12 protein-coding genes, 1 pseudogene and 1 riboswitch are annotated in these 13375 nt (G+C 46.0%); of the genes and pseudogenes, 3 read left to right on the top strand and 10 right to left on the bottom strand.

What is annotated here, in order from left to right; translation table 11 throughout:
* Window positions 1-7 precede the first annotated feature (7 nt).
* Genes EAE90_RS19145 through EAE90_RS19190 form a run of 10 tightly spaced genes read right to left on the bottom strand, consistent with a single transcriptional unit; the run spans window position 8 to window position 8609 of the window.
* Complete coding sequence (locus EAE90_RS19145) at window positions 8-793, bottom strand: cobalt-precorrin-6A reductase (protein WP_214054822.1); 786 nt, start codon at window positions 791-793, stop codon at window positions 8-10.
* Complete coding sequence (locus EAE90_RS19150; RefSeq protein WP_036777387.1) at window positions 790-1515, bottom strand: precorrin-3B C(17)-methyltransferase; 726 nt, start codon at window positions 1513-1515, stop codon at window positions 790-792. The genes EAE90_RS19145 and EAE90_RS19150 overlap by 4 nt, the downstream gene beginning before the upstream one ends.
* On the bottom strand, window positions 1509-2570 hold the full coding sequence (cbiG, locus tag EAE90_RS19155; protein ID WP_214054823.1) for a cobalt-precorrin 5A hydrolase: 1062 nt from the start codon (window positions 2568-2570) through the stop codon (window positions 1509-1511). Before cbiG ends, EAE90_RS19150 begins: the two co-directional genes overlap by 7 nt.
* Window positions 2551-3324 carry a cobalt-precorrin-4 methyltransferase gene (locus tag EAE90_RS19160; RefSeq protein ID WP_214054824.1) on the bottom strand — a complete coding sequence of 258 codons (774 nt, stop codon included), beginning with the start codon at window positions 3322-3324 and terminating at the stop codon, window positions 2551-2553. The genes cbiG and EAE90_RS19160 overlap by 20 nt, the downstream gene beginning before the upstream one ends.
* Window positions 3317-3886, bottom strand: a complete 570-nt coding sequence (locus EAE90_RS19165) for a decarboxylating cobalt-precorrin-6B (C(15))-methyltransferase (RefSeq protein WP_214054825.1) — start codon at window positions 3884-3886, stop codon at window positions 3317-3319. The genes EAE90_RS19160 and EAE90_RS19165 overlap by 8 nt, the downstream gene beginning before the upstream one ends.
* Window positions 3876-4478, bottom strand: a complete 603-nt coding sequence (locus EAE90_RS19170) for a cobalt-precorrin-7 (C(5))-methyltransferase (protein WP_214054826.1) — start codon at window positions 4476-4478, stop codon at window positions 3876-3878. The genes EAE90_RS19165 and EAE90_RS19170 overlap by 11 nt, the downstream gene beginning before the upstream one ends.
* Entirely contained in the window at window positions 4475-5626 is a 1152-nt protein-coding gene (cbiD, locus tag EAE90_RS19175; protein ID WP_214054827.1) for a cobalt-precorrin-5B (C(1))-methyltransferase CbiD, read from the bottom strand. Before cbiD ends, EAE90_RS19170 begins: the two co-directional genes overlap by 4 nt.
* Window positions 5623-6255 (bottom strand): cobalt-precorrin-8 methylmutase, encoded by a 633-nt coding sequence (locus tag EAE90_RS19180; RefSeq protein ID WP_214054828.1) that lies wholly within the window; start codon window positions 6253-6255, stop codon window positions 5623-5625. The genes cbiD and EAE90_RS19180 overlap by 4 nt, the downstream gene beginning before the upstream one ends.
* Window positions 6256-6270: 15 nt before the next feature.
* Window positions 6271-7230, bottom strand: coding sequence for an adenosylcobinamide-phosphate synthase CbiB (cbiB, locus tag EAE90_RS19185; protein WP_214054829.1), 960 nt, complete (start codon window positions 7228-7230; stop codon window positions 6271-6273).
* Complete coding sequence (locus EAE90_RS19190; RefSeq protein WP_214054830.1) at window positions 7227-8609, bottom strand: cobyrinic acid a,c-diamide synthase CobB; 1383 nt, start codon at window positions 8607-8609, stop codon at window positions 7227-7229. Before EAE90_RS19190 ends, cbiB begins: the two co-directional genes overlap by 4 nt.
* A 101-nt stretch (window positions 8610-8710) precedes the next feature.
* Window positions 8711-8897, bottom strand: a riboswitch (cobalamin riboswitch).
* 344 nt (window positions 8898-9241) lie between these two features.
* Here EAE90_RS19190 and EAE90_RS19195 point away from each other — a divergent pair.
* The 3 genes and pseudogenes from EAE90_RS19195 (at window position 9242) to EAE90_RS19205 (ending at window position 12829) form a co-directional block, all read left to right on the top strand.
* Window positions 9242-9837 (top strand): annotated as a pseudogene (locus EAE90_RS19195) (molecular chaperone TorD family protein).
* Window positions 9838-10245: 408 nt separating this feature from the next.
* Entirely contained in the window at window positions 10246-11760 is a 1515-nt protein-coding gene (locus tag EAE90_RS19200) for a trypsin-like serine peptidase (protein WP_214054831.1), read from the top strand.
* A gap of 496 nt (window positions 11761-12256) precedes the next feature.
* Window positions 12257-12829 (top strand): hypothetical protein, encoded by a 573-nt coding sequence (locus EAE90_RS19205; protein WP_214054832.1) that lies wholly within the window; start codon window positions 12257-12259, stop codon window positions 12827-12829.
* Window positions 12830-13375: the final 546 nt, after the last annotated feature.

Genomic DNA, 13375 nt, shown 5'->3' on the forward strand with positions numbered 1-13375 from the left:
GCCCTCATTATTCCTGCCAATTGGCTAGGTGTTGGACAAACTCATCCAGCGAACTAATCTGCTCTCCGTCATCTCCCTGTAAGGTCTGTGTAGGACGACACACCACAATACAGGGAATATTGAGCGCCAGGCAGGGAGCGACTTTCTGTTGATATCCCCCTTCGGCCCCGGACTCTTTTGTGATCACCACATCAGGGTGACAAAATTCATACACTGCATGATTGAATTCAGCCGTAAATGGCCCACGCAACGCGATAATGTGATCAACCCCCAATCCTAACGCCTCACACTGAATCAACACCTCAGCGGTCGGCAATACTCGCACCAGCAAGGTTTTTCCCGGTAGTAAACGCTGATACAGCTCCAGTTGCTTACTGCCGGTGGTGAGCAAGATCCGTTGCCCTAGTGCCCGGGCAACGTCGCAAGCCGCCTCTATACTATTCACTTTGTGCAACAGTGGATGGCTCAGTAAGTCAATTTCACTGGGACGCTGATAACGAGTAAGCCGCAGCGACAAACGACGACAAGCGGTGATCACGTTGTGACTTAACGCATTTGCGTAAGGATGAGAAGCATCAATCACCCAACGTACCTTATGCCGATCAAAGTAATCCACCATAGCCTCGGCATCCATTCGCCCCACCACCACTTCTCCCTGAATATCACCCGCCAGTTGTCTTCCTGCATCAGTAGCGACAGAGAGCCGATAACGTGCTCCTGCTGCGTCTAGTGCCTGACAGAGCAACCGAGCATCGCTGGTGCCGCCAAAAACATGGATAGCCGGATGGCTCATAATTCATACCCCCGTGGCGTGATCATCAATCCATCACGGCAATAGGTCGTTTGATTGCCAACGATCACCAGACTGGTCATATCCACCGGGGAAAAGTCCATCTCGCCAAACGTGGTAATCCATTTATCTTGTTTTTTACGTCCCGCCGCTTTTACTACGCCAACCGGCGTCTGTGCTGCTTTCCACGGCCGCATAAGTTCAAATGCTTTGGCAAGATGCCCTTCCCGGCCACGGCTACGCGGGTTATAGAAACAAATGACAAAATCCGCTTGCGCAGCGGCAATAACACGTTTCTCAATCATCGGCCACGGTGTTAGCAGATCACTTAAACTGATATGACAAAAATCGTGCATCAACGGCGCGCCTAACAACGACGCCGCGGCAATACTGGCGGTAATCCCGGCGACCAACCTCACTTCAAGATCACATTGTTGCTGGCAAACCAATTCCAGCACTAAACCCGCCATGCCATAGATTCCTGCATCACCACTGCTGATCAAAGCGACTTTACGGCCGGATAACGCCAGATCGATCGCTCTCTGGCAGCGCTCAATCTCCTTACACATCCCGGTCTTAATCACTTCTTTATCCATCGTCAGGTGTTTAACTAAATGGGTGTAGGTTTTATAGCCGACAATAATTTCAGCTTCGCGGATCGCCTCAATGGCCTCCTGCGTCATCATGGATTCATTGCCTGGTCCAATACCGATTACCGTTAACATGATTGTGATACCCCCAAAGTGATAGTGACGCCCTGCTGACGCAAGGTCCGACCAACCAATTTTCCTTCGCTCATCAACCAAGCGACGGGTTGTGAAACACTGCCAATTCCTATCGTCTGGCGCACAAAATCGGAAGCAGGAAAGCGTTGCTCATGAAGACTTAATTCATTAACACTGAACAACTCAAACGGTACACGCCAACGCTGTGCAAGTTGATTCAGCGCCGGTTCATCCTTTTTAATGACAACACTGCCGATGGCACGCAACGCCATCAGATCGAAATGATTTTCCGCCATCTGCTGCTGTAATAGCTCAATCACTGTTTGCAATGGCGTATCCCGGCGACAACCAATCCCGGCCACCACCCGTTTCGGCACCAGTTTGTAAACCGGTAGAGCCAATTCCGGCAATGAATCTCGCAATGTGATACACACCAGCGCATCCAATTCTGGTAATTCCTCCAGACACGCTACCGAGACAAAACCCCGGATATCACACTGCTCGCGTTCACTAAGTAGTGGTTCATCCCACCACAATCCTACTTTTTGACCACTGACCAGCATTTGATTTATCACCTTCACCACATGGCGAAAATCCTGCATGTCGGCATCTAATTGAGTGGCAAGGGTGTCCAACGCCGCCATCCCGTTAACATCCGTAGCTGTCGTGATCACTGGATCAGCCCCCAATAACGCCGCCAAATGGTGAGTCAACGCGTTAGCCCCACCCACATGACCGGATAACAGGCTGATAACATGCTGACCGCCTTCATCAATCACCACCACGGCAGGATCATGCATTTTGTCGTTTATGAGCGGCGCAAGCATGCGGACCGTGATGCCAAGCGCGGCCACCACCACCAACGCCGAATAGCATTTAAATGCCTCGCGCAACGTGTCGCCAAAGCTGCCATTGAAAGGCGTAAATCCCGCTACCAATAGCTTTTCGCTGGTAAAACAGGTCAGAGGAAGATGAGCTTGCAACCGGCGTACCAGTCTGACCCCGCCCGGCGTCAGACAGAACACCGCAATCGATTCATGCCCGGCGATATTCATGACTAAACCCCGCATCGTAAAGCTTGGAATAGTGGTACTCCTCTCCCAAAAAAGCACCGACCAGAATCAAAGCGGTTTTGCGAATACCCGCAGCCTGTACCTTTTCAGCAATATCCGCTAACGTGCCGCGCACAGTAAGCGTGTCAGCCCAAGTCGCTTTGTATATCACCGCAACCGGTGTAGTCGCCGGATAGCCGCCAGCTTGAAGTCGCGCAGCCACATGCCTCATCTTCTGTACAGAAAGATAAATCGCCATTGAAGTTTGATGAGCAGCGAAGGATTCCAACTGTTCGAGCGGCGGCACCGGTGTACGCCCTTCAATCCGGGTAATGATTAAACTTTGCGCCACTTCCGGTACGGTATACTCCACCCCCAATTGCGCGGCAGCCCCGAGAAAAGCACTGACACCCGGTATCGAGACAAAACTGATGCCCGCATCGGTCAACGCTTCCCCTTGTTCGCGTATGGAACCGTACAACGAGAGATCGCCGGTTTGCAGTCGCACCACCAATTTACCTGCACGTACACCATCAACCATCAGTGCAACAATCTGTTCCAACGTCAGACCGGCGCTGTCATGACACTCAGCCTCCGGCGGGCAATAATCCAACAGTTCGGTATTGATCAACGAGCCGGCATAAATCACCACCTGCGCCTGTTGCAGCAAACGGTAGCCTTTTAAGGTGATCAACTCCTTATCGCCCGGTCCGGCCCCGACAAACCACACTTTTCGAGGATCAAAATATTCAGACATCGATCTTCTCCTTGTAGCAGGAAATCAGATAAGTCGGATTATTCGGTTTGAAATAGTGACCATTACCAAGGGACGCCAAAGTAGAGGCTTGTAATTGTATGCACTCCAATTGACTGATCTGACAGGTCCGCAAATGCTCCAGTGCATCATTCAGGTTATTCAACAAAATGAAAGTCAGTACCAGACGGCCGCCGGGATACATGTGATCCAGCGCCCAATCGATCAAGGCGGTTAATTGCCCGCCACTGCCGCCAATAAACACGGCATCTGCCATCACATCCAATGCTAACGGCGCTTCTCCAGCAATGATCTCCACATTATGACAACCTAGTCGTTGACGATTCTCTTCAATCAAGGCTAGTGCCGCCGAGTTGCGTTCAATAGCAGTAACAGTCAACGATGGAAACCGTAATGCCGCCTCCAATGCCACACTGCCTGTACCTGCTCCCACATCAATCAATTGGCTGGCATCACTGAGTTCCAGCCGCTCCAGCGCCAATGCACGTACGGGTTCTTTGGTCATTGGCACTTTCTGTCCGCGTAAAAATTCATCATCTCTCATTTAGGATCACCACCACATTCATGTCATAGTCAGTCGCCACCGCTTCCGGCCGCAGACGGTGAATACGCTCATTAGCCAAAGAGAGGTTTTCACCAATAATCAATGTACGGTTCAGGCCACGTTCAATAATGGCCTCCGCAATTACCCGCGGGCCGACGCGCCCATCAGTTACCATGCCTACTTTGTCGTGTTGCAAAAGCCAGCCAAAATCCGGGGTACGCCCGTGACTGCTGGTCAGATAGATATCGTTCATATCCAGCGCAGCTTTGGCGCACAGATACTGAATTGAACTGATACCCGGAATGATGCGCAGATCATCTGCGGTAAAATATTCAGACAATAATTTGCCAATGCCGTATAACAACGGATCACCAGACGCCAATACCACAATCTGGCGTGTACTGTTGTTCTGGAGCCAAACCAGCAAACTGGCAAGATCAGCATCCAGTACACGTGTTTCGTGAGTGACACCGCTAAATATCTCCAGGTGACGCCTACCGCCAACCAATACCTCCGCCTCAGTGATATAGTGTTGTGCCTGTGGTATCAGATACGCAGTATCGCCAGGACCAATTCCCACTACGGTGATCATCGCATTGCCTCCAAAATGTCATTCAATGGACGACTAGTGCCAAGTATCTGATTATCAAAAGAGAACATAATGGCATCACAGCACGGTGGGTTAACCGCAAAACGCAACATCTCACGCATTCGCTCACAAATACGTTCGGCAATACGGTCATAAACCGCTTGCAAGCCGTGTTCTGCGATCAGTTCCATTGCAGCTTCCGTGGTATCGCAGTGACTCACCTCTAACAGCAATTCCTGCGACGCTCCCATCAGTGCCAAATAAGCAATCAACGTTTCCATGCGGCCATCAGCAATATGGCTGTGAGTATGGAAAATACCTGCGGCCACTTTCACCAGTTTGCCGGGATGCCCTACCAACATAATATGGCGGAACCCAAGCCGTACCGCCTCCTGCAACATGTAACCAACGAAGTTACTCATAGTCACCACTAGCTGACCATCAAGCCCCAATTGTTCACGCACAAAACGCTCACCGTGATTGCCCGGCACCAGAATGACCTTTTCAGCCCCCGCCGAACGCTTCATTTCCAGTTCTATCGCCAAAGAACGCTTCCAACTCTCTTCCGACATTGGCGTGACGATACCGGTGGTGCCAATGATGGAAATGCCGCCCAGTATTCCCAATCGCCCGTTGTAAGTTTTCTTTGCCCGCTCTTCACCTTCCGGTGCGAAAATTTCCACCTCCGCGCCCCGTAAAGGGCCGATGGCCTCCCGTACTGCTGCCTCAATGGTTTGACGTGGTGTACGATTAATCGCAGAGCTGCCTACCGGTAATCCGACGCCTTTGCGAGTAACCGTACCCACACCTTCCCCACCACGCAGATGGATCTCACCGTGATCGCATAGAGTGACACGGGCAAAAATCAGCATGCCATGCGTCGCATCTACATCGTCGCCACCATCTTTACGAATAGCGGCAGTCGCCTGTTGGCCTTCAATCAGCGGCTGTTCAACGTTAAGACGTAGTGTCACACCAGAAGGTGTCACAATAGAAACATGATCAATAACTTGCTGACGCAGCACCATTAATGCGGCAACCTTGGCGGCAGCGGTAGCACAGGAACCGGTGGTATAACCTTTGCGATACTGCTTACCGTTATGCCAGATAGTGTCTAGTTGCATGGTGTCTAATTGAATAGTGTCACTCATGGCGCCTCCCGCAAGCGGTACAAAATGGCATTGATAATCGCCGCCGCGATATTACTTCCCCCTTTACGACCTGCGGCGGCGATACAAGGTAGTTCACTTTGCATCAACGCGGCTTTCGATTCCGCCGCACCGACAAAACCGACAGGCACTCCAACCACCGCCAATGGCGAAGCCTGCCTTTCCAACAAACGGAACAGAGCGGTTGGAGCGTTACCAAACACGAAGATTTTGTCGCCTTCTTCGGCCAATGCGACATCTACCGCGGCCATAGAACGCGTGATACCCTGCGCTTTCGCCATTGCGACTACACGCGGATCACTGATATAGCAGCGGCATTCACACCCCATCTGATGTAACAGCGCTTTATTGATACCGGACTGAGCCATCGTCGTATCGGTATACAAAGTACATCCCCGACTCAATGCTTCAGTCATGCGAGCCAGCACACCCGGCGAGAACCATAAAATATCCAACCAATCAAAGTCTGCGGTAGTGTGGATCACTCGTTTAATTACCGCTTCTTGCATCTCATCAACAAAACGATAATCAGGGCGCTCACTGGCAATAATATCGCCAATAATCGCAAAGCTATTCTGTTCAATCTGCTGAGGTTTCTGGAGGTAGTTCATAATTGTTGCCCTTTTCTAAGCCATTCCGACCAACAGTAAACGCAACAGCGCAAACAACAGTAAGGCCAGTTGCGAAGCTATCATCATCAAATGGATACTGCGCGGGATATCCGTCAGCGCGATTTTACGGCGTTCATCACCAATCCAGGGTTTATCTACTCGTTCACCAAAATAACAATTCGGACCACCAAGGCGGATACCCAACGCTCCCGCAACCGTCGCTTCCGGCCAGCCACAGTTAGGACTGGTATGCTGATAACGATCACGCCAGCCAATACGCAACGCCTGGCGAAAATCAAGCCGGATGAACCAGGCTGCCGCACTCAATAGCAGCCAACTCAACCGCGCCGGAAACCAATTCGCCAGATCATCCATGCGAGCAGAAACATACCCAATGGCGCGGTATTCCTGGGTTTTGTACCCTACCATTGAATCAAGGGTGTTAACTGCTTTATAAGCCATTGCCAACGGCGCACCGCCAATCATCAGAAAAAACAGCGGAGCAATAACCCCATCAACGCTATTTTCCGCCACCGTCTCCACTACGGCGCGGGTGATTTGCGGTGTATCCAGTTGAGAAGTATCTCGCCCGACAATCCATGACAATTGCTGGCGACTCTCATCCAAAGAGCCCTGTTGCAATACGCTATGCACCTCTAGCGCGGTGTCACTCAGACAACGGCCAGCCAACAGGGTATAAATCATCCACACTTCGACCAGCCAGCCGACCCAAGGATGAATAGAGTTCATCAGCCACAAGCATCCCCAACTTACTAGCCAGGTCAGCCCAACAACCACTATCCATAGCCCTGCTCCACCAACTTTCAATGCACGTTCACTGTGACAACAGCGCCGAACTGCCCGTTGTACCAGAGAGATCAGCTTACCAATCCAACGCACCGGATGAGGCCAATGCGGCGGATCACCTAACCAGCTATCGAGCAAGAAAGCAGCAAACCAGGCAGCAAGTGTCACAACAGCCTCCTTGCAGACCTCAACCAGCGATCAAGCAAACTAGGACGCTGAGCAAAATGGATATGAAGATAACTGGCTAGTGTCTGCTGTACCTGATAGCCTCCAGCCCATTGCTGTATTGCCATCCCGTCACGCCATTTAGTACAGTCAAAGACTGAGGGTACTGAGCTAATAAAATCAGAATAATGAAACTCGTGGCCCCGTAAAATCTCACCTTCTGCGGCCAGCAAAGTATCAAAACGGGCCTGCGCCTGACAGTAACCAAAGCGCATCAATCGCGTCCCCATATGGCTTTCCCCCGGCAAAATACCGGCCATCTGGTGGTTCTCCCCCTCCCCGTCGGTCAACGATTTGCCAAGGTACATCAGACCACCACATTCAGCATAAATGGGAACTTGACGATAATGAGCATCCTGTAAAGCTTTCCGCATGGCACTATTGGCGGCCAACTTAGCGGCATATATTTCAGGATAACCACCACCGAGATAAATCATCTGACAATCGGGTAAACGGCGATCATGCAGTGGACTAAAACGCTGAATACGTACCCCCACCCGCTCCAACATCTCCAAATTATCTGGGTAATAAAAATTAAAAGCCTCATCATCTGCCAACGCTAACGTCAAGCCATCAGCCAATGCGGGATCAGGTAATGATGGCGTCTCCCCCTCTGGTAAAGTAGGGCAGTCACAAAGCGTCAACAGACGATCAAGATTGATATACGTCTCCACCTGTTGAGCCAGCCGCTGCCAGCGAGCATCATTGTCCGCCTGCTCTTGGGCAGGAATAAGGCCAAGATGACGAGACGGTAGTGACACATCCTTCATCACGGGTAAACGCCCTAGCACCGGAACACCACAATAATGTTCAATCGCATGACGAATAAGTTCGAAATGATTTTCAGAATTGACGCGGTTAACAATGACACCCGCAATCGTTAAAGAGGGATCAAACCGACAAAAACCCAGAACAGTTGCGGCGACAGAAGTCGATACAGCCTTACCATCTACCAACAAAATCACCGGGCATCCCAACTGCTTAGCCATTGCGGCGCTACTGCAATAATTTGGGTTAGTACCATAACCATCATACAACCCCATCACACCTTCAATAACCGCGACATCAGCATGACGCATATGCTCATTATAAAGACCATTAAGCGTCGCTGTTGGCAGCATAAATGCATCAAGATTACGAGATGCTACGCCACACACAGAGCTGTGCCAGCCGCTGTCCAGATAATCCGGCCCCACTTTAAACGGCTGGACAGCCAGCCCTCTCAACATCAATGCCCGCAAAATGCCAAGGGTGACAGTAGTCTTACCACAGCCACTACCCGTACCGGCGATAACAAACGCCTTCCTGCCTGACCATTGCATAGAAAATTCCCGATATATCGATCGGAGAATGAGCGCCAATAAGACGTGCCAGCACTGCGCACACCACTCGGATGACAACCCGCTTCCCACCGAAGGAGTTAATGTCTCATGCCTGTCAGGTCGGTCTTCTGGCTTAGCGTCACCCTTCCCCGCAACCTTCCCAGTCTTTTCGACCAGTGGCATCAGCGGAGTTGTCAGCATCACAGCAGCGGGGGCTGCGGAGGATTTTCACCTCCTTCCCAACCACACCATTAAGGTGTGGTATTAACCTAACGGCGGTCTATTTATTTTTAACGTGGTCTACTTTTCAAGTTATTAAATCATTAGATAACTAATGATATATATTCACTTTTACCATAATAACCTTATTAAATTCGTTGAATTAAAATGTAGATTAAATATATTTTTCCATACCAACAAAGCGGCTAATTTTATTATTTTCGGCGATAAACTTATTCACTTTATAACAAAAATCACCGTCAATCTGGTAACAAAGATAGTAGCAACGCCACAACAGATTAATCGTTGATCATAATCAACTATCTATTCATATCATATAAGATTATGATGTTGTTTATCGTAAAACCACTGCTTACATCATCTGTATAACCAAATCACAATGGGAACTGCCAGTGCTATTAGATACCTCTGTACCTCGTATTATTGGCACCTGTTTTTATTACTCGCCGAAATCAGAACAAATCCGCCCACTAATTCCATTATTTACCGATATTGATAAATTATTTCCCTGGTCAAATAACCGTAAAATAGAAAACCTGACGAAAAAGCTCGCTACCTTCTCAGCCGAATCTTACAATATGACTACTCTATCCTGTTCGAAGGACAAGGTGTTATGCCAGCCCCACCTTGGGGATCGGTTTATCTGGACAGAGAAAACTCGTTATCAGGTGAAAGCACACTGGCTTACCGGGAATTTCTGGCAAAACAGAATATCGTCATGTCCAGTGAACAACGGGAACCCGAAGATCAATTCGGTCTGATGCTGCTGGCCTTAGTTTATATTTTGGAACAAGGGCATAAACCTGCCGCACGTATACTGTTAGAACAGCACTTATTACCGTGGGCCTACCGTTATCTGGAATTGGTTCAGACAACTAAACTGGAAAATGATTTTTATGCCATTTTAGCGACTATTGCTATTGACTATTTAAAAACATTGCAAACTGAATTAAAACTCATTCCGGCAAAGCTAGAATTATTTTTCTAACACTTTTATTATTCCACAACAAATGCTCCAGGTAATAAATTTAGTAACAACAAATAAATATATATTCTCCCAGAGTTCAACTCTCATTTAATCAATTCATCCTTTATAACAACGAATTTATACCAGAAAAACCTTTATAACCCGTTCTCGTTCCATTGAACGTTATAGCCCTATTGCAGTATATAAAACTATTTACCTGATTTTTATGTTACTTATTATTGGCTATGGATAACAGGCACCCAATGGAATGATTTTATGCGCTAAAAAAGCTGTCTATTAATTCATAAATTAATAAACATTAAATACTCATATAGAGGATTTATTGAAGCTTTAAAAACATTTCTTCAATTGAATGTCTGTTTCCATTACATGGAAAGATTAAAAATGTAAACAACATGAGGTAAAAACATGAGAAAAACCTTTTTAGCTACACTTATTACAGGGATTATGTCAACAAGCTGTTTCGTACAAGCACTTCCCGAAAATAAAAGCGAGCATATGGCTGATCTACAAGACAATACCAGCAACGAAGCTCCGCTATTAAAATCTACCGATCCGGGCGCTGAGCGATTTAAACATGTGGGAAAACTAAGCGGTCGTGGACTATGTACCGCAACACTTATTGCCGGTTCAGAAACCCCTGATGCCAATCAACAAGCCCTTATTCTTTCCGCAGGCCATTGTTTTGACTCTTCATTAGATACTAACGAAGTAATAATTGATCAACCTGTAGGCCCTGGTTGGACATACACACCAAATTACTTTATTGACTTAATCAATAAACACCAACCTGTTAGTGTTGATAGGGTTTTATACGCAACAATGAAAGGCGGCGACCTTGCAGTATTCAGACTTAAAGCAACTTATGGTGAGTTGGCAAATCGCGGGATACTGCCGGTGACTTTACAAAAAGATTATAAACCATCGGTCAGTCAGCCGATCGAACTTGCCCACATTCCAGCCAATGGCATCGCAGGCGATAAACGCTATCTACGCTATTCGGCTTGCTCCATTACTGGAAAAACCCCTCTCGTGTATGAAGGTACATGGGTTTGGTCTCCGGCCGTTTCTGTTGATTGCGCCGGTGTTTCGGGAGGAACTTCTGGTTCACCGGTTATATTGAAAGATAAACCCGAGATAATTGGTGTATTAAATACCACTGTTGATCAAAATTACACGGGCTGTGGTGTTAATCGGCCTTGTGAGTTGGTTAAGGATAAAGGTTTTTCACGTGAAGGTGACAGTTATTACATTCCTGTTGATAAAATTGCACGTGCATTTACCCCTGATGGAAAACTGGATTTAAGTAAATTTGATGATGGAAAAGGGATCACTATTAACCCTGGCGGCCCTCTAATTACTAAGAGCACAGTTAATAACAAACCTGCCACCTGGAATTTACATCTTGAGGAACAGGGTTTTGATAATATTCGCTATAAAGGAGGACTTGCGAGTAATATTGATTGTTCAGATCCTAAAGGATACAGCAAACCTATTTCAGTCACTACACAACCGCTGAATAAACTTACCGTTCCTTCCAAAGAAGGGGTTTACGCTATGTGTGTTATTGGACAACATTCTGCAAATAAAAGCTGGCAGAGTACGTCTAACGCATCAATACAATTACGTGAAATTGATGACACGCCTCCGGCAATAAAACCAACAACAAGATTAGTTTTTGAAACAGAGGATAGTTGGATTGTTGATCCTACTTTTAATCCCTATGAAATTGTTGACTTACGTGTAAAATCAGGTCCATTAAAATCCACAAAATGCGACGATGACACCGGTTACTCTATTTATAGAAGAATCCCGATTTCGCTTAAAAAGAAAGATTCCCCAGTACGCTTTTGTGTATACGGCTTAGATCAAGCAGGTAACAAAGGCCCAATATTTTTTAATGATTTTAAAGTTAAAAAATAAATCTTTAACATTGGCCAGCATTTGCTGGCCTTTTTTATTTTCACTTATAAATATAAAATCAATTAAAACCTCTCAAGTTCAATGTGATAAACATCACCTCTAATCACATTAAAACAACAAACATACAGATGATACTCTTGTTTAATTGATGGAATTATTTTAAATTTAAAAAAACCTATTTGTTATTATTTTCATAATAAACTAAATCTATAAAAACCATATTCACCAACACTCCACCAGATTACATCCTGATATATATCAGGAATTTAATCTAAAAAAACAACTCAAAAGATAAAAATATGAATTATACTTATAAATATCGTTATGATATCAATAACGTTCAACAACACTTATTTAAGTACAAATAAAATAACTCTACTGGGATCAGCTCTTAATATCCTATGGAAGCTATCTGATGGGTGAAAGTTAACTCGCAAAAATCACCTAATATCACCTAATGAGGTTGCGAATAATTTCATCAAAGGAGTTTACTAATATGATCACTTTGAAAACTTTAGTTGGTACAGCTATTGTGATTTTAGCTTCGTCAACACAATTAGCTTTAGCTACTGAGACAAAAGAAAACATTACCGATAAGGAGGCAACATTAGAAGTCCCAGAAGATAAAATTTCTAATCTATCAGCCACATATGCACTACAAATTAAAAACTCATCAGCGACAAAGAGCATTACCCTTGTTACGCAATCATCTAGCTGCATGTACGATAGTGGGGACGAAAAAATACGTTTAGAGGCAGGTCAAACCTATCTAGGAAATTTAAAAGATAATAATAACTGGATAGATGGATGTACAAATGAAATCAAAACTGTCGATTGGAGTGTTAGTTATATTAATGTTGCCAATACAGACACAGAAAATTGTACACTAACATTTCGGCATGGTCGTGGTCATGCAAATTCAGATGGATCTGGCCCAGAATGGTATACATTAATTAAAGGGTGTCCTGATATAGTTGAAAATGCTATCTGCGGAGGACAGATTTGTTATAACAGCCAGGCTTTTTGGGTAAGAAATCGAAGTGTGAATATAGAGCTTTCTGTTAAATAAATTTGGATGTGTTAGTTGAAATTTTATCTAAAATTGGGAGTTGCCTGTTTTGATATGGTTACTAAATCCTATACAAGATTACAGGTGACTCTCCAATTTATTCGCTATAACAAATCTCCAGAATCAGAATGTGAAAAGCAGAGAAAGATGGTACCTGATACAGTTTATAGTCAATCTGTTTCCATCGTGATTGGTAAAGATAGATGTTTTGCCAACACATTGATCTATTCTGACTATTGATAGGTTGTTTTATGACCAAAAGTTGCTCACAATTAAATCATTCACAATTCTAATCCCCATAATCGTCATTCTGGTTATTTATTAACACACAGATATATCCAGTTTTTACCCTTCTGATCCCCATTTAATGCCCCAGCACACTGCTTCAACACGATTTATTGTTAATTTATGGATTCTATAAAACCTTGGTTTGATGGAAACCGTGAATTTGGCGAAAAGTGCCGTGCCAAATAGTCGGAAAATTAATGGGAAACCTTTGACTGGGGATGTCAGTTTGAATGCCGGGGATGTGGGGGCTTTTCCGGG

This window comes from Photorhabdus caribbeanensis (genome assembly GCF_018448885.1).
GTDB classification, from domain to species: Bacteria; Pseudomonadota; Gammaproteobacteria; order Enterobacterales; family Enterobacteriaceae; genus Photorhabdus; species Photorhabdus caribbeanensis.

Coding starts and splice junctions, on each gene's coding strand:
- EAE90_RS19145 (WP_214054822.1), bottom strand. CDS start 793: ATGAGCCATCCGGCTATCCATGTTTTTGGCGGCACCAGCGATGCTCGG.
- EAE90_RS19150 (WP_036777387.1), bottom strand. CDS start 1,515: ATGTTAACGGTAATCGGTATTGGACCAGGCAATGAATCCATGATGACG.
- cbiG (WP_214054823.1), bottom strand. CDS start 2,570: ATGAATATCGCCGGGCATGAATCGATTGCGGTGTTCTGTCTGACGCCG.
- EAE90_RS19160 (WP_214054824.1), bottom strand. CDS start 3,324: ATGTCTGAATATTTTGATCCTCGAAAAGTGTGGTTTGTCGGGGCCGGA.
- EAE90_RS19165 (WP_214054825.1), bottom strand. CDS start 3,886: ATGAGAGATGATGAATTTTTACGCGGACAGAAAGTGCCAATGACCAAA.
- EAE90_RS19170 (WP_214054826.1), bottom strand. CDS start 4,478: ATGATCACCGTAGTGGGAATTGGTCCTGGCGATACTGCGTATCTGATA.
- cbiD (WP_214054827.1), bottom strand. CDS start 5,626: ATGAGTGACACTATTCAATTAGACACCATGCAACTAGACACTATCTGG.
- EAE90_RS19180 (WP_214054828.1), bottom strand. CDS start 6,255: ATGAACTACCTCCAGAAACCTCAGCAGATTGAACAGAATAGCTTTGCG.
- EAE90_RS19190 (WP_214054830.1), bottom strand. CDS start 8,609: ATGCAATGGTCAGGCAGGAAGGCGTTTGTTATCGCCGGTACGGGTAGT.
- EAE90_RS19200 (WP_214054831.1), top strand. CDS start 10,246: ATGAGAAAAACCTTTTTAGCTACACTTATTACAGGGATTATGTCAACA.
- EAE90_RS19205 (WP_214054832.1), top strand. CDS start 12,257: ATGATCACTTTGAAAACTTTAGTTGGTACAGCTATTGTGATTTTAGCT.